At 61.6% G+C, this 18970-nt stretch carries 16 protein-coding genes; 14 read left to right on the top strand and 2 right to left on the bottom strand.

Annotated features, from left to right (window positions below):
* Nucleotides 1–78 precede the first annotated feature (78 nt).
* The gene (locus O9K64_RS14465; protein ID WP_275098790.1) at nucleotides 79–657 is read right to left on the bottom strand and encodes a superoxide dismutase; all 579 of its coding nucleotides are present in this window, start codon (nucleotides 655–657) and stop codon (nucleotides 79–81) included.
* Nucleotides 658–884: 227 nt separating this feature from the next.
* Here O9K64_RS14465 and O9K64_RS14460 point away from each other — a divergent pair, with 227 nt between their 5' ends.
* From O9K64_RS14460 to grxD, 3 genes are all read left to right on the top strand, one after another.
* Complete coding sequence (locus O9K64_RS14460) at nucleotides 885–2666, top strand: N-acetylglutaminylglutamine amidotransferase (RefSeq protein WP_275098789.1); 1782 nt, start codon at nucleotides 885–887, stop codon at nucleotides 2664–2666.
* A 252-nt stretch (nucleotides 2667–2918) separates the two neighbouring features.
* On the top strand, nucleotides 2919–3368 hold the full coding sequence (locus O9K64_RS14455) for a CopD family protein (protein WP_275098788.1): 450 nt from the start codon (nucleotides 2919–2921) through the stop codon (nucleotides 3366–3368).
* Nucleotides 3369–3488: 120 nt separating this feature from the next.
* The gene (grxD, locus tag O9K64_RS14450; RefSeq protein ID WP_275098808.1) at nucleotides 3489–3806 is read left to right on the top strand and encodes a Grx4 family monothiol glutaredoxin; all 318 of its coding nucleotides are present in this window, start codon (nucleotides 3489–3491) and stop codon (nucleotides 3804–3806) included.
* A 210-nt stretch (nucleotides 3807–4016) separates the two neighbouring features.
* On the opposite strand, the gene rnt is transcribed toward grxD, so the two are convergent.
* Nucleotides 4017–4679 (bottom strand): ribonuclease T, encoded by a 663-nt coding sequence (gene rnt / locus O9K64_RS14445; protein ID WP_275098787.1) that lies wholly within the window; start codon nucleotides 4677–4679, stop codon nucleotides 4017–4019.
* A gap of 434 nt (nucleotides 4680–5113) precedes the next feature.
* Here rnt and O9K64_RS14440 point away from each other — a divergent pair, with 434 nt between their 5' ends.
* The 11 genes from O9K64_RS14440 to O9K64_RS14390 all read left to right on the top strand — a co-directional run bounded on the left by O9K64_RS14440 (nucleotide 5114) and on the right by O9K64_RS14390 (nucleotide 18970).
* Nucleotides 5114–6007: a TraB/GumN family protein gene (locus tag O9K64_RS14440; RefSeq protein ID WP_275098786.1), complete on the top strand. Its 894-nt coding sequence runs from the start codon at nucleotides 5114–5116 to the stop codon at nucleotides 6005–6007.
* A 116-nt stretch (nucleotides 6008–6123) separates the two neighbouring features.
* Nucleotides 6124–6846 (top strand): VacJ family lipoprotein, encoded by a 723-nt coding sequence (locus O9K64_RS14435; protein ID WP_275098785.1) that lies wholly within the window; start codon nucleotides 6124–6126, stop codon nucleotides 6844–6846.
* A 365-nt stretch (nucleotides 6847–7211) separates the two neighbouring features.
* Entirely contained in the window at nucleotides 7212–7556 is a 345-nt protein-coding gene (locus O9K64_RS14430) for a sulfur globule family protein (RefSeq protein WP_275098784.1), read from the top strand.
* A gap of 158 nt (nucleotides 7557–7714) precedes the next feature.
* Nucleotides 7715–8311 (top strand): sulfur globule family protein, encoded by a 597-nt coding sequence (locus tag O9K64_RS14425; RefSeq protein ID WP_275098783.1) that lies wholly within the window; start codon nucleotides 7715–7717, stop codon nucleotides 8309–8311.
* 514 nt (nucleotides 8312–8825) lie between these two features.
* Complete coding sequence (aceE, locus tag O9K64_RS14420; protein WP_275098782.1) at nucleotides 8826–11474, top strand: pyruvate dehydrogenase (acetyl-transferring), homodimeric type; 2649 nt, start codon at nucleotides 8826–8828, stop codon at nucleotides 11472–11474.
* Nucleotides 11475–11524: 50 nt separating this feature from the next.
* Entirely contained in the window at nucleotides 11525–12898 is a 1374-nt protein-coding gene (gene aceF / locus O9K64_RS14415; RefSeq protein ID WP_275098781.1) for a dihydrolipoyllysine-residue acetyltransferase, read from the top strand.
* Between the two features lie 325 nt (nucleotides 12899–13223).
* The gene (gene lpdA / locus O9K64_RS14410; protein ID WP_275098780.1) at nucleotides 13224–14678 is read left to right on the top strand and encodes a dihydrolipoyl dehydrogenase; all 1455 of its coding nucleotides are present in this window, start codon (nucleotides 13224–13226) and stop codon (nucleotides 14676–14678) included.
* A gap of 84 nt (nucleotides 14679–14762) precedes the next feature.
* Nucleotides 14763–15542: an alpha/beta fold hydrolase gene (locus O9K64_RS14405; protein ID WP_275098779.1), complete on the top strand. Its 780-nt coding sequence runs from the start codon at nucleotides 14763–14765 to the stop codon at nucleotides 15540–15542.
* Between the two features lie 194 nt (nucleotides 15543–15736).
* Nucleotides 15737–17374, top strand: a complete 1638-nt coding sequence (locus O9K64_RS14400) for an ATP-binding protein (protein WP_275098778.1) — start codon at nucleotides 15737–15739, stop codon at nucleotides 17372–17374.
* 101 nt (nucleotides 17375–17475) lie between these two features.
* Nucleotides 17476–18696: an argininosuccinate synthase gene (locus O9K64_RS14395; RefSeq protein ID WP_275098777.1), complete on the top strand. Its 1221-nt coding sequence runs from the start codon at nucleotides 17476–17478 to the stop codon at nucleotides 18694–18696.
* A 13-nt stretch (nucleotides 18697–18709) separates the two neighbouring features.
* On the top strand, nucleotides 18710–18970 hold the full coding sequence (locus O9K64_RS14390) for a PilZ domain-containing protein (protein ID WP_260294889.1): 261 nt from the start codon (nucleotides 18710–18712) through the stop codon (nucleotides 18968–18970).

Genomic DNA, 18970 nt, shown 5'->3' with positions numbered 1-18970 from the left:
CGGGTTGATTTTTGCCGGGTGCGGCAGGCGGGCGGGACGCCTCCCCCGGGCGGGGGAGGCGGGATTGGGCGGGATTGTTCAGGCGGCAAAATTGGCCGAGACAGACGCCCAGTTGACGATGCCCCAGATCGATTCCAGGTATTTGGGGCGGGCATTGCGGTAGTCGATGTAGTAGGCGTGTTCCCATACATCGATAGTCAGCAGCGGGGTCTTGCCTTCGGTCATCGGGTTGGCGGCGTTGGAGGTGTTGACGATCTCCAGGTCGCCTGCGTTGTTCTTTACCAGCCAGGTCCAGCCGGAACCGAAATTGCCGGCGGCGGAGGCCGAGAACTGTTTCTGGAACTCCTCCATGGAACCAAATGCACGGTTGATGGCGTCGGCCAGCTCACCGCTGGGCGCGGCACCGCCCGGACAGAGGCAGTTCCAGTAAAAGGTGTGATTCCAGATCTGGGCGGCGTTGTTGAACAGGCCGCCGGAGGATTTCAGGATGATATCCTCGAGCGCCGCGCCCTCGAAATCGGTGCCCTTGACCAGATTGTTCAGGTTGGTCACATAGGTCTGGTGATGTTTGCCGTAGTGATACTCCAGCGTCTCTTTTGAGAGTACCGGTTCCAGAGCGTCCTGGGCGTAGGGTAAGGGGGGGAGTTCGTATGCCATGGTGTATCTTCCTTAATAATGTGTTGCTGTTGATAAAGTTAGAATCATAATAACATAGTAATTTGCTTGGTATTATAATACCAGCGTTAATTTCGATTCAAGATCATCCCTCAATCCATCCATAGCTATAGTGTGTGGATGGGCCCGGGGCAAGGTTATAATGGCCAGATCGAACAGGTTCCGGGCCATTGGCCAGCAGGACAAAAATACAAGGCAGGAAACAGTCAATGTGTGGAATATGTGGGGAGTTGCGACTCGATGGCGGCCGGCCCGATCTGGGCGGGATTGCCCGAATGACGGCCCGGCTGGAGCGGCGGGGACCGGATCACGGGGGGAGCTATAGCGACGGACCGCTGGCGTTCGGCCATCGCCGGCTTGCCATTATCGATCTCTCCACCCGGGCCAACCAGCCCATGGTGGACCAGGAGTTGGGGCTGGCGCTGGTGTTCAACGGCACCATCTACAACTATCCCGAGCTGCGCGAGACGCTGAAACGGGACGGTTACCACTTCTATTCCGAGGGCGACAGCGAGGTGATCCTCAAGGCGTGGCACGCCTGGGGGGAGCGCTGTGTCGACCGCCTGCAGGGGATGTTCGCCTTCGCGATCTGGGATCAGGGCAAGAAACAGCTGTTCATGGCCCGGGACCGGATGGGGATCAAGCCGTTCTACTACAGCCTCACCGATGAGCGGTTCCGTTTCGCCTCCAATGTGCAGGCGCTGCTCGCGGCGGGTGACGTCGATACCACCCTGGATCCGGTCGCCCTGCACCACCAGTTTACCCTGCACGCGGTGGTGCCCGCGCCACGGACGATTCTCCAGGGCGTGCGCAAACTGGCACCGGGGCATTCGCTGCTGATCGATGCCGATGGCCGGCGCACCGAGCATCGCTACTGGCAGCTCGACGCCAGCCGGCCGGCCCAACCGCGTAGCGATGGCGAGTGGCTGGAGGCCATCCACGAGGCGCTGCGCCAGGCGGTGCACAAGCGCAACAAGATATCCGATGTGCCGGTGGGGGTGCTGCTGTCGGGGGGGCTCGATTCCAGCCTGCTGGTGGCACTGCTGGCGGAGTCGGGGGTGTCGGATCTGCGCACCTTCTCGGTCGGCTTCGAGGACCACCCGGATGAGAAGGGGAACGAGTTTGAATACTCCGACCAGGTGGTGGAGCGCTACGCCACCCGCCATCACAAGTACCTGATCCCCAATGCGGAGGTGCTGAAGCGCCTGCCGGAGGCGGTGGACGCCATGGCCGAGCCGATGTTCGGCCAGGACGCGGTGGCCTTCTACCTGCTGTCGGAACAGGTCTCGAAACAGATCAAGGTGGTCCAGTCCGGGCAGGGGGCGGATGAAGTGTTCGGCGGCTACTTCTGGTATCCGCGCATGCGGGACGAGGGGCAGGGGACGGCGGTGGAACGTTTCGCCCGCCACTATTTCGACCGCGACCATGAGGAGTACCGGCGCCTGGTCACGGCCGATTTCCGCGGCGAGGATCACACCAGCCGGCTGGTCGCCGAGTTGCTCGATGAACCCGGGGCGGAGAGTTTCATGGATGCGGTGCTGCGCATGGATATCACCACCCTGATCGTGGATGATCCGGTGAAGCGGGTCGACAACATGACCATGGCCTGGGGGCTGGAGGCGCGGGTGCCGTTCCTCGACCAGCAGTTGGTGGAGCTGGCGGCGCAATGCCCGCCCGAACTGAAGCTGCGGGAGGGGGGCAAGTATCCCCTGAAGGCGATGGCCCGGGGACTGCTGCCCGATTCGGTGATCGATCGGCCCAAGGGCTACTTCCCGATGCCGGCGCTGAAGTACGTACGGGGCGACTTTCTCCACTTCATGCGGGATATCCTGGATTCGGCCGCCTGCCGGCAACGGGGGCTCTATTCCCGTGCCTATGTCGACCTGCTGCTGGCCGCGCCGGAAATGCACCATACCCGGTTGCTCGGCAGCAAGCTCTGGCACTTGGCGCTGCTGGAATACTGGCTGCAACGCAACGTGGACGCCGCCTGAGCCAAAGGCGACCGGGGAAGTTTCGATGTACGCACGGGGTGATTGGTTTGCCTTGCTGGCCTCACGTGATGACTTGTTTCCTCGAATCCGGCCCCATTTTCAGCGCCTGCCCAAACTCGCTTCGCTCAAACAAGGGCAGGCTTGAATCTGAAAAAGGGGCCGGATTCGAGGCGCCATCAAGATCGACCAACAAGGCAAACCAATCACTTATAGACTGGGTGAGTAGTCACGTTTCGATAAAGGAAGTAGATTATGTATTCAATCATGATTACCTTGCACCTGCTGGGTGTGGTCGTGTGGGTCGGGGGGATGTTCTTTGCCCACATGGCGTTGCGTCCGGCGGCCGTCGAGGTGCTGGAACCGCCGCAGCGCCTGCCCCTGATGAAGCGCACCCTGGACCGCTTTTTCCCCTGGGTCTGGCTGGCCATCGTCCTGATCCTGGGCAGTGGCTACGCCATCCAGTTCGGCATACTGGGGGCCGGGGCGGGTCTCCACGTGCACATCATGCAGGGGATCGGCCTGGCCATGGTGGCGCTGTTCTGCTACATCTACTTCCTGCCCTACCGGCAGATGGGGCGGGCGCTTCAGGCCGGGGAGCTGTCCCAGGCCGGTGCGCGGCTGGCGGTGATGCGCCGGATTATCGGTATCAATTTGGTGCTGGGACTGGTGACCATCGTCATCGGCGCGGCCAAGCCGTTTTGACAGGTTGAACCTATGCATGGTAAATGCATCGAACAGTGGGGCGGTAGGGCGCTGCCCTTGAAATCGTCGGCGGATAACCCCATGTGCCGCCCAGGGTCAGTTTTTACACAGAGGTGAATGATGGACGTATTGGAGCGAATCAAAGAGCAGGTTGAGGGCAACCCCATAGTGCTGTACATGAAGGGGACACCACAGTTTCCCCAGTGTGGCTTCTCATCCCGCGCCGCCGCGGCACTGCAGGACTGTGGCGTGGAGTTCGCTTACGTCAACGTGTTGTCGGACCCGGAGATTTTCGAGAATCTCCCCCGCTATGCCGACTGGCCGACCTTTCCGCAACTCTATATCAAGGGTGAACTGGTGGGCGGTTGCGACATCACCCTGGAGCTGCACCAGACCGGTGAGCTGCAGAAGTTGACCGCCGAGGCCGCCGGGAAGTAAACTCGCCAGCTTGGAAAAAACCGGCACGCAGCGATGCGTTGCCGGTTTTTTTGTCCAGGGATGGCCGGGAGCGGCGTTGTCCAGGGATCGGCGTAGGGGCAACCCCCCGTGGTTGCCCGGGGGAACGGATTGCCGGTGGATAAAGGGCAGGCACAGGGACTTGCCCCTACGGCGCGCAGCCGGATGGCGGCGCCGTTGGTCGGTGCCTGTCTATCCCGCTCCGCCGAACGCGCCTTGCGGCAGCCAGGGCCTTTCCGTTGCTTGCTGTTGCCACTGATTGACGATCCGGCAAAACAGTTCGGCGGTCTTCTCGGTGTCATAGATGGCCGAATGGGCCTCGTTGTTGTCCCACTCCAGGCCGGCGGCCAAGGCGGCCTTGGCGAGTACCGTCTGGCCATAGGCAAGTCCCGCCAGCGACACCGTATCGAAGGTGCTGAAGGGGTGGAACGGGTTGCGCTTGATACCGGTACGCGCCACCGCCGCATTCAGAAATCCGAGGTCAAAAAAAGCGTTGTGGCCCACCAGAATTGCCCGGTTGCAGCCGCTGGCCTTCACCGCCTGGCGGATCGGTGTGAAGATCTCGTTCAGCGCCTGCCTTTCCGGCAGGGCGTTGCGAAACGGGTGGTCGGGGTCGATGCCGTTGAACTCCAGCGCCTTGGGTTCCAGGTTGGCACCGGGAAACGGGGTGACATGGCGGGCGTGACACGTAGTGGTATGGAGCAGGCCGTTTCCGTCCATCACCAGGATAATGGCGGCAATCTCCAGCAGGGCGTCGGTCTTGGCATTGAACCCCGCGGTCTCCACGTCAACCACCACGGGAAGAAAGCCTCGGAAGCGTTGCGCAATAGCCGGATTGATGGGGTAGTCTGTCATAGCGGCACAGGATAATGGAATCGGCCCCGGTTTTCGATCAGAACATCCGGGTGTGCGGAAAAACATGCCCGGACGGCTCCGCAAATCAGCTATTTGTGTACGCCGGCATTTCAAGCCCGAACGTAACTACTCACCCGGTCTGTAAGTGATTGGCCTGCCTTGTTGGCCGGATTTGAGGAGGCAAGCCATCGTGTGAGGCCAGCAAGGCAGGCCAATCATCCCGTAGCATTGGTGGATGCGCCTACCGGCTTATCCACCCTACATCCTTACCCCGTGAGTAGTTACACCCGAACTCCGATCCCGGATCGGCATTTGCGTATTTCCCTATACACGTCTATTTTCCTTCATTCGCGGCCAACACTTTTTCCGTCGTCGCGCCGGGTCAGGCGGGTAGAGAAAATACAGGTCCTCACCTTGAACCAATCTGGATAGCGATGCGACAGGATCGGAAAACACGGCTGCTGTGCGGCATACTGCTGTTGATGGCGGCCATCGCCTGGCTGATGCCCCTGGCTGCCGCCGAGCTGCTGTTCTCCCGGGGGCTGCTGTTCCAGGTTGAGCGGGATGGGGAGCCGGTCGGCTATCTGTTCGGTACCATGCATTCTGAAGATCCCCGGGTGCTGGCCCTGCCGGGGCCGGTGGAGCGGGCCTTTGTCGAGTCCCCGCGCCTCCTTGTGGAAGTGAATATGGATGGGGCCAGTCTGCTCGCGTCAGTGGCGGCAATGCTGCTTGACGATGGGCGGGAGCTACGCGATATCCTCGACCCCGCCCTCTATCGGGAGACGGTGGCGACGGCTGCGCGGTTGGGTCTACCCGAGGCGGCGCTACGCTACTACAAGCCGTGGGCCTTGGCTATCATGCTGAGTCTGCCGCCATCCGAGACCGGTCTGTTTCTCGATCTCGTACTCTACAGACGGGCGCTGGAGTTGAACAAGGAGGTGGCCGGGCTTGAGACCATCCGAGAGCAGTTGGACCTGTTCGATTCCCTCTCCGAAGAGGATCAGGTCCTTTTATTGCGCGATACGTTAAATAATTTCGAACAGCTGCCGACAATCTTTCAGGTACTGCTCGACCGCTATCTCGATCGTGACCTGGCGGGGCTGGTGGAGATCAACCAGCAGCTACTTGGCGGGAGTGCCGAGCCGCTGGTCGAGCGTTTTCAAGCCAGGGCGGTCGACGAGCGGAACCGGCGCATGGTTGAGCGGCTGGAAGCGCCACTGGCGCGGGGCGGCGTGTTTGTCGCGGTGGGTGCCCTGCACCTGCCGGGCGAGCAGGGGATCCTCAGGCTGTTGGAGCGGCGCGGCTATCGGATTGTCAGAAAATACTGATAATTCTGTTTTATGGGTGTGACGGATAGTCAAATATGCTAAATTTCGCCACTGTTTGGGAAATGAGTCACAAATTTTTATTAAACAAGCATGTTGGTCTGTTAAGGATAAGAAAAATGAAGGGTGAGCGTCTGTTAAAGCCGTTACGGATCCTGCTGCTATCACTTTTGGCAGCGGTATTGTCCGGCTGTGCGTCGACCGGCGAGTATGCGGATCCAAGAGATCCGATCGAGGGATTCAACCGAGCGATGTACTCATTCAATGAAGGACTGGATGATATCCTGATGAAGCCGCTGGCCAGGGGCTACAAGGCGATCACCCCGGCGCCTGTGGATACCGGCATCAGCAACTTCTTCGGCAATCTGGCCGATGTGGGCTCGGCCATAAACAACCTGCTGCAGTTCAAGTTGGAACGTGCCGCCACTGACGTTGGGCGGGTGCTGGTCAACTCCACCATCGGCCTGCTCGGCTTCATTGACGTGGCCAGCAACATGAATATGCAGAAATATGGCGAGGACTTTGGCCAGACCATGGGCGCCTGGGGCCTGGATCCCGGTCCGTATATCGTGTTGCCGCTCTTCGGTCCGAGCAGCGGTCGCGATACCGTGGGTCTGGTGGTCGACTGGTATACCGACCCGGTACGCTATGTCAAACCCAACCACTGGCGCAACAGCCTGATCGGCCTGCGCGCCATCGATACCCGTGCCGACCTGCTGAGTGCAAGCCGGGTGCTGGCAGAGGCGGCCCTGGATCCCTATGAATTTCAGCGTGACGCCTATCTGCAGAAACGTCGTAATGACGTCTATGATGGTGCCCCCCCGCCGGAGGCGGATGAGTAAAGCCATCGCTTGCTCCCGAAAAACCCCTTCCGTCGAGAAGGGGTTTTTTTTGGCTCTATCCCAGTTAGTTGTTGATGTTGAACAAGCTTGGTGAATCCCCCCCGTAGCAGGAGCGCCTCCGGCGGATTGGCGCGGTTTCGATAATCCACCGCCGGTTGGGGACAGATGATGACCGGGCAGATTGCCGGTTTCGGGCCGAGTGCACCGAGTGCGTGAGTCGAGCCTGAATCAAGCACATCTTATCCATACATAAATATTTTCAATTATATAAATTAAGTAAATGCTAATATTATTTTTTACAGGAAAGCATGCAGTATCAAAGCTTCCGCACTGGAGATAGAGACTTAAATTTACGGAGAGATACCATGAACAAATTTGTTAAGGCTGCTGCAATCGCTGCTCTGTTGGCTACCTCTGCATCCGCATCCGCCTGGTGGGGCGGTCCTTGGGGTGGTGGTCCCTGGAATGGTTTCGGTGACGGTTTTGGTGATGGCGCCGGTGACTTCAATATGAATTTCAGTGGCCGCAGCAACATGTACGGAACCGGCCGTGGCTATGGCTACAACAACCCGTACTACGGCTATGGCCCCTACGGCGCCCCTTACGGCTATGCCCCTTATGGAGCACCTTACGGCTACGCCCCCTACGGTTATCCGGTTGCTCCGGTAGCCCCCCAGGTGGCCCCGGCAGCACCGGCCGCGGAAAAGTAAACGGGTCGATTGCGACATAACCCTCCAGGGAAGGGTGTGGTACAGGGACGTACCCTCACGGTAACGGTCTTTTGTCCGCGCGGCATGACGTCACAGGGTGGCGGTCAGGGCAGGCGGCGATGAAGGATTGGATAATAGACAACGGAAGGATTTAAATGATGAATAAGATTGCAACCCTGGTCGCGGCAGCGGCCCTTTCAACACTGTCCATGAGCGCCAGCGCCTGGTGGGGTGGTCCGTGGAACGGTCTGGGTGACGGCTTCGGAAACGGCGTGGGTGACGGCTCATTCAGCATGAATTTCAGCGGTCGCAGTCGTTTTTCTGGTTATGGTGACGGCTATGGTTATAACCAGCCGTACTATGGATACCCGTATTATGGTGCCTATGCCCCGGCCGCTCCGCTGATCGCCCCTCTGAGCGAGGAGCAGCAGCAGGCGATGGAGCAGCAGCAGAAGGCGTTCGCGGAACAGCAGGCGAAGGCCATGCAGGAGGCGGTGGAAGCGCAGCGCAAGTTTGCCGAGCAGTTTGCCGCCCAAACTCAACCCCAGCCCCAACCCCAACCATTTGCCGCTCCCGCTGCCCCGTTCGAACTGCCGGCGGATGTACAGGCCCGGCGTGACGAGATGCAGAAACAGATGGAGGCCCGCCGGGCCGAGATGATGAAGCGCGTCGAGGCGCAGCGCGCTTCTGCCCGGGAGCAGCAGGCAGCCCGGCGCCAGGAGATGGAGGCGCGGCATAGCGCTCGCGAACTCTGATAATGTAAGCCCTTCACCGGGCAAGGCTCCACCCCGAAAGCACCCGCGGCACCCAGCCGCGGGTGCTTTTTTTTGTCCAGGTATGGACTTATGCCGCGGAGGTCAGGAGGAGTGGTACAGGGATGTACCGTTTACGGAGCCGAGGATGCAATGGCCGGGAGCGGTATTGTCCAGGGGCGGGTGTAGGGGCAACCCCCCATGGTTGCCGGATATCTCCGGGCATCCGGGGCCAGGACAGGCACGGGGGTCTGCCCCTACGGGTCGGGCGGTGGTTGTTTCCTGTACCGCGTAGGGGTACCCCGCTTTTCACCGGCAACAGTCTATGCTCATAGCAGTGGCGGGATCGCCCTGCGCCTACGGTTGATCGGTTGCGGGCGAATCCTGTATATTTATTCTCACAATATAAAGAATTGAATAATTCAATAGTAATGCCCGGCTTAATAGTTTCTTTCGCAACTGCCCGGGTATTTCATTTAATAATCAATCTATGCACTAAAGGAAGCGAGCGTGTTCAATGAAGCCGGATATTGATCCTGAAGAGACCCGGGAGTGGCTCGAAGCCCTGGAAGCGGTTCTGGAGAATGAGGGAACCGAGCGGGCCCACTATCTGATCGAGACCCTGATCGACAAGGCGCGCCGCTCCGGCGCCTATCTGCCCTACAGCGCCAATACCGCCTATATCAACACCATACCGGTGACCAAACAGAAACGGTTTCCCGGTGATCCCGCCATGGAGCGGCGCATCCGCTCCTTTATCCGCTGGAATGCCATGGCCATGGTGGTGCAGGCGAACCGCCTGAGCCCGGAGCTGGGGGGGCACATCTCCAGCTTCGCCTCCGCCGCCACCCTCTACGATGTCGCCTTCAACCACTTCTTCCATGCGCGCAGCAAGGCGCGGGATGGGGATCTGGTGTTTTTCCAGGGCCACTCGGCGCCCGGCATCTACGCCCGCGCCTTCCTGGAGGGGCGCCTGAGCGAGGAGGATCTCTACAGCTTTCGCCAGGAGTCGGAGGGGGAGGGGCTCTCCTCCTATCCCCACCCCTGGCTGATGCCCGGCTTCTGGCAGTTCCCCACGGTCTCCATGGGCCTGGGGCCGCTGATGGCCATCTATCAGGCGCGCTTCATGCGTTACCTGGGCGATCGCGGTATCGTCAGCACCGAACCGCGCAAGGTGTGGGCCTTCATGGGGGATGGCGAGAGCGATGAGCCGGAGTCCCTGGGGGCCATCTCCCTGGCCGGCCGCGAGCGGCTGGACAACCTGGTGTTCGTGGTCAACTGCAATCTGCAGCGGCTGGACGGGCCGGTGCGCGGCAACGGCAAGATCATCCAGGAGCTGGAGGCGGTGTTCCGGGGGGCCGGGTGGAACGTGATCAAGGTGATCTGGGGCGGTTACTGGGACCCGTTGCTGGCCCGGGACACGCAGGGGTTGCTGCGCAAGCGCATGGAAGAGGCGGTGGATGGGGATTACCAGACCTACAAGGCGAAGGGCGGTGCCTATACCCGCGAGCACTTCTTCGGCAAATACCCCGAGCTGGCCGATATGGTGGCCAACATGACCGACGAGGATATCTGGCGCCTGAACCGGGGCGGCCACGATCCCTACAAGATCTATGCCGCCTACGCCGCCGCCATGGAACACAAGGGGCAGCCGACTGTGATCCTGGCCAAGACGGTCAAGGGCTACGGCATGGGCATCGCGGGCGAGGGGCAGAACATCACCCACTCGCAGAAGAAGATGGGCGAGGTGGCCCTGAAGGGGTTTCGCGACCGCTTCAACATCCCCATCCCGGATGAGAAGATCAATGAGATGCCCTTCTACAAACCGGCCGCCGACAGCCCGGAGCTGAAATACCTGCTGCAGCGGCGCGAGGCCCTGGGCGGCTCCCTACCGGCGCGTTTTGCGGCTACCCCAAAACTGGAGGTCCCGGCGCTGGAGTTTTTTGCCGCCATGCTGCAGGGTACGGGTGAACGGGAGATGTCCACCACCATGGCGTTTGTCCGCATCCTCTCGATCCTGATACGCGACAAGCAGCTGGGCAAGCGGGTGGTACCGATCATCCCGGACGAGGCACGCACCTTCGGCATGGAGGGGATGTTCCGCCAGCTGGGCATCTACTCCTCGGTGGGCCAGCTCTACACCCCGGTGGACTCGGACCAGGTGATGTATTACCGCGAGGACAAGCAGGGCCAGATCCTGCAGGAGGGGATCACCGAGGCGGGGGCCATGTCCTCCTGGATCGCCGCCGCTACCGCCTATGCCAACCACGGCATCAGCATGATCCCGTTCTACGCCTACTACTCCATGTTCGGTTTCCAGCGGGTCGGTGACCTGGCTTGGGCGGCCGGCGACATGCAGGCGCGCGGCTTCCTGATCGGCGGTACCGCCGGGCGCACCACCCTGGCGGGCGAGGGGCTGCAGCACCAGGATGGCCACAGCCATCTGCAGGCGGCGACCATCCCCAACTGTGTCGCCTACGATCCCACCTTCGCCTACGAACTGACGGTGATTATCCAGGATGGCCTGCGACGCATGTACCAGGAGCAGGAGAACATCTTCTACTACATCACGGTGATGAACGAGAACTACGGCCATCCGCCCATGCCCGAGGGCGTAGCGGAGGGGATCGTCAGGGGGATGTACCTGCTGCAGTCCGCCGGCCGCCGCAAGAAACGGGTGCAACTGCTGGGCAGCGGCACCATCCTGCGCGAGGTGATCGCCGCGGCGGAACTGCTGGAGCAGGACTTCGGCATCGCGGCGGATATCTGGAGCGTCACCAGTTTCAACGAACTGCGGCGCGAGGGACTGGATGTGGAACGCTGGAACATGCTGCACCCGGGGCAGCCGCCCCGGCTCAGCTATGTAGAACAGCAGTTGCACGGCCGGACCGGACCGGTGGTGGCGGCCACCGACTATATCCGCAGCTATGCCGATCAGATCCGCCCCTTTGTCCCCGGCACCTACCGGGTGCTGGGCACGGACGGCTACGGCCGCAGCGACCGGCGCAGTCAGTTGAGGAAATTCTTCGAAGTGAACCGTTACTACGTGGTGCTGGCCGCGCTCAAGGCGCTCGCCGATGAGGGAGTGCTGAAGCCGGCGGAGGTGAGCGCGGCGATCAAAAAATACCGGATCGACCCGGACAAGCCCAACCCGTGGACGGTGTAGCGCAGTCGGACTGGGGTGTGGAAGCATGACGAATAATCTGGAGGCCCGCTGTGGCGAGTGAAATAAAAGAACTGGTGCCGGATATCGGCGACTTTTCCGGCGTAGAGGTGATCGAGGTGCTGGTCGCCAAGGGGGACCGGGTGAAGGTGGAGGATTCCCTGGTCACCCTGGAGAGCGACAAGGCCACCATGGAGATACCGGCCGCCCACGCCGGAGTGGTCAAGTCGGTCGCGGTCAAGGTGGGGGACACCATCAGCCAGGGCGATTTGCTGCTGATCATCGAGGCGGAGGAGGCCGCTGAGGAGTCGGTCGGGGAGACGCCACCGGCCGAGGTCCCGGTCGTCCCGCCTGAGGAGCCGGCCGAAGCAACCGCCGCCGGCAGTGAGAGTGAGGCGACGGCGCCACCGGTGCCGGCGGAGGAAGTTCCCGCCGAGGCGGCCCGGGCGGGAGAACGCCTGCCGGGGGAGAAGGCGACCCAGCCGCCGCCGGTCCAGCCCCACCCCGCGGACGAGCCGCATCACTTGGCCCACGCCAGCCCCTCGGTGCGCAGCTTCGCCCGCGAGCTGGGGGTCGACCTGAGCCTGGTGGAGGGAAGTGGCAGAAAGGGCCGCATCACCCGGGAGGATGTACAGGGCTTTATCAAGCAGGCACTCAGGGCGGGGGGCGGCGCGCGGGTTCCCGGTGCATTGCGTTTGCCGGAAGTGCCGGAGGTGGATTTTACCCGCTTCGGTGAAGTGGAGGTGCGGCCGCTCAGCCGGATCAAGAAGATCGGCGGGGCCCACCTGACCGCCTGCTGGCTGAATATTCCCCATGTCACCCAGTTCGACGAGGCCGACATTACCGAACTGGAGGCGTTTCGCCGCGAGCAGAAGGAGGCGGCGGCCCAGCGGGATATCAGGCTCACCTTCCTGCCGTTCCTGATCAAGGCCTGTGTCGGCGCCCTGAAGGCGATGCCGGAGTTCAACAGCTCGCTCAGCCCCGACCGGGAAAGCCTGATCTACAAGTGCTACTTTCATATCGGTGTTGCGGTGGACACGCCGAACGGTCTGATGGTGCCGGTGTTGCGGGATGTGGACGGCAAATCGATCTTTGAGTTGGCCGCCGAACTGGCCGAGGTGAGCGAGCGGGCCCGGCAGGGCAAGTTGGGACCGGCCGACCTGCAGGGGGGGTGTTTCTCCATCTCCAGTCTCGGCGGCATCGGCGGCACCGCCTTCACCCCCATCGTCAATGCCCCGGAAGTGGCGATCCTGGGCGTGTCGCGCTCCGCCATGAAGCCGGTCTGGAACGGCAAAAAATTCACCCCCCGACTGATCCTGCCGCTCTCGCTCTCCTATGATCACCGGGTCATCGATGGGGCGCAGGCGGCCCGGTTTACGGTCCTCCTGTCGACGCTGTTGGCGGATATACGCCGACTGCTGTTATAGCCGGGGCCGATTCGGCGACGTTTTTTCCACAATGGGTGGGTTTTTGGGAAATTTATAATTTCAATTTATTGGCGGATAGGCTACCCTTTGCAGGGTTTCGGGGCAAAGTCAGTAATTAGTACGTTTATCCAATTATTTTTTTATTATTTTTCGGCTTTTTTGTATTTTTCGGTTTTTTTTCAGAAAAAGCAGCCGGGCCGGATACGCAGCGGATAGCTTGAACGCCGATCTCCGGGTCCGTGATGGCGGATTTTCAGGGGCGGGTCAGCAGGACCAGTGGGGGTTATCCTGAATTATGGAATTTGCATAGGGTGAAGCAAAAGAGATGAATAACAATTCCGGCTCCAATAGCGCACAGGGCGCAGTCGACATCCAGGCGGAAGTGGTAGTACTCGGTGCGGGCCCAGGGGGCTATACCGCCGCCTTTCGTGCCGCCGATCTGGGTAAAAAGGTGGTGCTGATCGAGAAGCACGCAAACCTGGGCGGCGTCTGTCTGAATGTCGGCTGCATCCCCTCGAAGTCGCTGCTGCACTCGGCGGCGATCATCAACGAGGCGGCCGAGATCGAACACATGGGCATCAGCTTCGGCAAACCGAAGATCGACCTGGACAAGATGCGCGCCGGCAAGGACAAGGTGGTGGCCCGCCTGACCCAGGGCCTGGCGGCCCTGGCCAAACAGCGCAAGGTCGAGGTGGTGACCGGCTGGGGACAGTTCGAAAGCCCGAACCGTATCAGTGTCGACACCGGCAAGGGTCGGGTGACCATCGGTTTCGATAACGCCATCATCGCCTGCGGCTCACGGCCGGTGGCGATTCCCGGTTTCCCCAATGATGATCCCCGACTGATCAACTCCACCGGCGCCCTGGAACTGGAAGACATCCCCAGGAAGATGCTGGTGGTGGGTGGCGGCATTATCGGCCTGGAGATGGGCACGGTGTACGCCACCCTGGGCAGCCAGGTCGATGTGGTGGAACTGCAGTCGAGCCTGATCCCCGGCTGTGATACCGATCTGATCCGGCCGCTGCAGAAGCGTCTCAAGGAGCAGTTCAACAGCATCATGCTGGACACCAAGGTGACCGAGATCAAGGCACAGAAGGGCGGCCTGAAGGTGACCTTCGAAGGCAAGCACGCCCCGGAAAAAGCGCTCGTGTACGACAAGGTCCTGGTGGCGGTCGGACGCGTCCCCAACGGCAAGCTGATCGGCGCCGACCTGGCCGGGGTCAAGGTGGATGAGCGCGGCTTCATCGCCGTGGATCAGCACATGCGCACCAATGTGCCCAACATCTATGCCATCGGCGACGTGGTGGGCAATCCGATGCTGGCCCACAAGGCGACCCACGAGGCGAAGGTCGCCGCGGAAGTGATCTCCGGCCATCACGCCCTGTTCGATCCGCTGACCATTCCGTCGGTGGCCTACACCAACCCGGAAGTGGCCTGGATGGGGCTGACCGAGACGGATGCCAAGGCGCAGGGCATCGCCTACGAGAAGGCCACCTTCCCCTGGGCCGCCTCCGGTCGCGCCCTGGGCATCGGCCGCGAAGAGGGCATGACCAAGCTGCTGTTCGATCCCGCCACCAAGCGCCTCCTCGGCGCCGGCATTGTCGGCGTGAATGCCGGCGAGTTGATCGGCGAGACGGTGCTGGCCCTGGAGATGGGGGCGGATGCCGAGGATATCGGCCTGACCATCCATCCGCACCCGACCCTGAGCGAGACCATCTGCTTCGCGGCGGAGATGGCGGAAGGCTCCATTACCGACCTGATGCCGCCGAAAAAGAAGTAAACGGCCCGGCCCCTTCGGCGCCGGGTCGGGTGATTCAATCACTCGCTCCCGGCGCCGGAATGATGCACGAGAGCTGAACGGACAATGCGACTCCACTACCGAGAATACGGCAACTACGGCGACCAGCACCCCACGCTGGTCTTTCTGCACGGCCTGCTCGGCTCCTCCACCAACTGGCACTCGTTGGCCCGTGGGCTGGCCGACCGGTTCCACGTGCTGGTGCCGGACCTGCGCAACCACGGCCGCTCGCCCCACGACGAGGATGTCAGCTATGCCGCCCTGGCTCGGGATGTGGCGCAGCTGATTGACGAGCAGGGGCTGGAGTCGGCGCTGCTGATCGGACACAGTATGGGGGGGAAGGCCGCCATGTGGCTGGCCCTGGAACAGCCGGAACGGGTGACCGGACTGGTGGTGGTGGATATCGCGCCGGTCGCCTATCCCAACCGCTTCGGGGTGATCTATGAGGCGCTGCACGCGGTTGACCAGGCGCCTGTCGGCAGTCGGGGTGAGGCGGATGCGATCCTCGCCGGCTATCTGGATGAAGCGGGGTTGCGCCAGTTCCTGCTGCAGAATCTGCGACAGGAGGCCGGCGGCTGGGGATGGCGCATGAATCTGCCGGCCCTGACCCGCGGCATGGCGGAGATCGTCGGTTTCCCCGCCCACGACGGCCCCGCCTATCCCGGGCCTACCCTGTTCATTCATGGTGAACAGTCGGACTATCTGCAGCCCGAGGCCCGACCGGTCATCCGCCGGCTGTTTCCGCGCGCCCAACTGCAAGGCGTCCCGGGAGCCGGCCACTGGGTCTATGCCGAGCAGCCGCAGGCGTTCTCCGCCCTGCTGAATGAGTTTCTGCACGACTTCTGATCGATCGCCGTCTACGTTGCCTTCCCTTCCGAATCTATCTACCGGTCAGCGGTTAAATAATTCACAACACAGCGCGACGATGTGGGGTATTCTTTAACCTGAAAAAACGCTTTCAGCGCATCAACAATCCATACTCCCAGGCTGCCACCGCCCGGAACAATAACCAAAGAACGCAAGAACGGGGTCCGACCAGAATGGAAAATACGCAAACCCGTATCGGTAGGGTTACCGAAGTACGTGAAAACATCATGCTCGCCGAGCTGACCACGATGGAGCACGGCGAGTTTCCCGTGGTCCCGGCGGAAACGGGCGATATCTCCGTGGGCCAGCTGGGCTCCTATCTCATGGTCAAACAGCGTGGTATTGAGGTGGTGGCCATGGTGATCAGCGCCGCTCAGGAACACCTGGAGGCGGGGGGTATGCGTGGGGTGATGACGCTGGTCCCGCTGGGCGAACTGGACCGGGACAGGAACTTTCACCGCGGGGTAATCCACTATCCGACCCCGGGGGCGGAGGTGCATGTGGTGCGTGCGGATGAGGTCGCCATCCTGTTCAGGAAGTTTCAGTCCACCGGTTTCGAACTGGGCTACCTGCCCACCCTCACCTCCATGGGGGTGTGTCTGGATCCCACGGCCCTGTTTAGCCGTCACATGGCGATTCTCGGCCAGTCCGGCTCCGGCAAGTCCTGGGCGGTGGCCAGCATGCTCCAGCGCACCGTGCAGGTGATGCCGAAGGCCAAGGTGATCCTGCTGGATCTGCACGGCGAGTACGTATGGAGCGAGGGCGAGACCCAACACTCCGCCTTCGCGGAGGGGAGTTACCGCTATATCGATGCGCGCAATCTGGAGATACCCTACTGGTTGCTGACCTATGGCGAGCTGGTGGACCTGCTGATCGACCGCGACGACGCCAAGGCCTCCACCCAGATGGCGTTTCTGCGTGAGGTGCTGCTGACGCTGCGGCGCAAGGCCAACAGCGATATGGAGGATGCCCATATCTCGATCGATTCGCCGGTCTACTTCTCCCTGGCGGAGCTGTTCCATCAGTTCAAGCGGGCCAATGAGCAGGTGATGGACTTCGGCAAGGTGAAGGGGGCGCTGTACGGTCAGTTCGATGAGTTCCTGATCAAGATGCAGAGCCGCTTCAACGATGTGCGCTACGATTTCCTGTTCAAGCCGAAACGGCGCAAGAGTTCCGCTTCCCTGGTGGACCTGCTGCAGGAGTTCGTCGGCCTGGTGGAGCCGCAGCGGCAGATCACGGTGATCGACTTCAGTTCGGTGCCGTTCGATGTGCGGCCCACGGTGTCGGCGCAGATCGGCCGGCTCGCCTTCGAATTCAACTACTGGAACCCCCAGTCCCGCGAGTTCCCCCTGCTGCTGGTCTGTGAGGAGGCGCATAATTACATCCCGCGCGAGGCCGGTACCCAGTTCGAGGGGACCCGGCGCTCCATGGAGCGTATCGCCAAGGAGGGACGCAAGTACGGGGTGGGGCTGGCCGTGGTGAGTCAGCGGCCGCATGAGCTGTCGGAGACGGTGCTGGCGCAGTGCGGCAGCTTCATCTGTCTGCGCGTGACCAACCCGGATGACCAGCAATATATCCGTGACCTGGTACCGGATGCGGAGGCCAACCTGGTGAATATCCTCGCCGCCCTGGGGCGCGGCGAGGCGATGGCGCTGGGCGAGGCAGTGCCACTGCCGACCCGCTTCCAGTTCCATCAACCCAACCCGGCGCCGAACAGTAATGACATCGATTTCTTCAATATGTGGCGTGACGGTCCGGGTACGGTCGACGTGGAGGCGATCGTGCGCCGCTGGCGCCGCCAGGGGCGTTGAGCAATTGCGGGGCTGGTATAAAAGCGGTCCGACTGGGTTATAATGTCAAGCTTTCATGACGGTATTGCCGTATGGTCGGCAGCAATTAACGGAGTTTCCCCATGTCAGCGTCTGGCGTTAAAAAGGTCGTACTCGCATATTCGGGTGGTCTGGACACCTCGATCATCCTTAGATGGCTTCAGGAGGAGTATGGTTGTGAAGTGGTGACCTTTACCGCCGATATCGGCCAGGGGGAAGAGGTGGAGCCGGCCCGCGCCAAGGCCCAGGCGGCCGGGGTGAAGGAGATCTACATCGATGACCTGACCGAGGAGTTCGCCCGCGATTTCGTCTTCCCCATGTTCCGCGCCAACGCCATCTACGAGGGCGAGTACCTGCTGGGGACCTCCATCGCCCGGCCGCTGATCACCAAGCGGCTGATCGAGATAGCCAAAGAGACCGGTGCCGACGCCATCTCCCACGGCGCCACCGGCAAGGGCAACGACCAGGTGCGCTTCGAACTGGGCGCCTATGCGCTGATGCCGGACGTGAAGATCATTGCCCCGTGGCGCGAGTGGGACCTGCTCTCCCGCGAGAAACTGATGAAGTACGCCGAAGAGCACGGCATTCCGGTGGAGATGAAGCGCAAGGGCAAATCGCCCTACTCCATGGACGCCAACCTGCTGCACATCTCCTATGAGGGTTATGACCTGGAAGACCCCTGGTGCGAGCCCGCCGAGGAGATGTGGCGCTGGAGCGTGGCGCCGGAGGCGGCGCCGGACCAGCCCACCTATATCGAGCTGAGCTTCGAAAAGGGCGACGTGGTGGCCATCGACGGGGTAGCCATGAGCCCCGCCAAGGTGATGAGCGAGCTGAACCGGATTGGTGGCGCCAACGGCATCGGCCGCGACGACATTGTGGAGAACCGTTATGTCGGCATGAAATCCCGCGGCTGCTACGAGACTCCGGGCGGCACCATCCTGCTCAAGGCGCACCGTGCCATCGAGTCCCTCACCCTGGACCGTGAGTCGGCCCATCTGAAGGATGAGTTGATGCCCAAGTACGCCGAGCTGGTCTACAACGGCTACTGGTGGAGCCCGGAGCGCGAGATGCTGCAGGCCGCCATCGACCAGACCCAGGGCGTGGTCAACGGGGTGGTCCGTCTCAAACTCTACAAAGGGGGCATCATGGTGGTGGGGCGCAAGTCCGAGACCCACAGCCTGTTCGATGAATCGATTGCCACCTTTGAGGATGATGCCGGCGCCTACGACCAGAAGGATGCCGGTGGCTTCATCAAACTCAATGCCCTGAGACTGCGCGTCGCCGCGCGGCGTCGCGGCCGTTGACGGCCCGATTGGCATGACCATCGACAACCGTGAGTATTCCCGCTTCTCCCTGCGCTCCCAGGTCAGGCTGACCGATGCCGAAGGCCGGGTGCGTGAGGTGTATACCAAGGATCTGTCTCACGGGGGTCTGTTTCTGATCATCAAGGAGGAGTTGCTGCCGGCCCTGGATTCGCAAGTCGAGGTGCTGGCCATGGATATTGAAGACCCGCTGCCACAACGCGCCGTGGTGGTCAGGACCGAGCCCGGCCGGGGTATCGCCGTCAGGTTCCTTTAA

Origin of the sequence: Sedimenticola hydrogenitrophicus (genome assembly GCF_029017505.1) — a bacterium.
In the GTDB taxonomy this organism is placed as follows: domain Bacteria; phylum Pseudomonadota; class Gammaproteobacteria; order Chromatiales; family Chromatiaceae; genus Sedimenticola; species Sedimenticola hydrogenitrophicus_A.
This window is presented reverse-complemented; position numbering and strand designations above follow the sequence as displayed.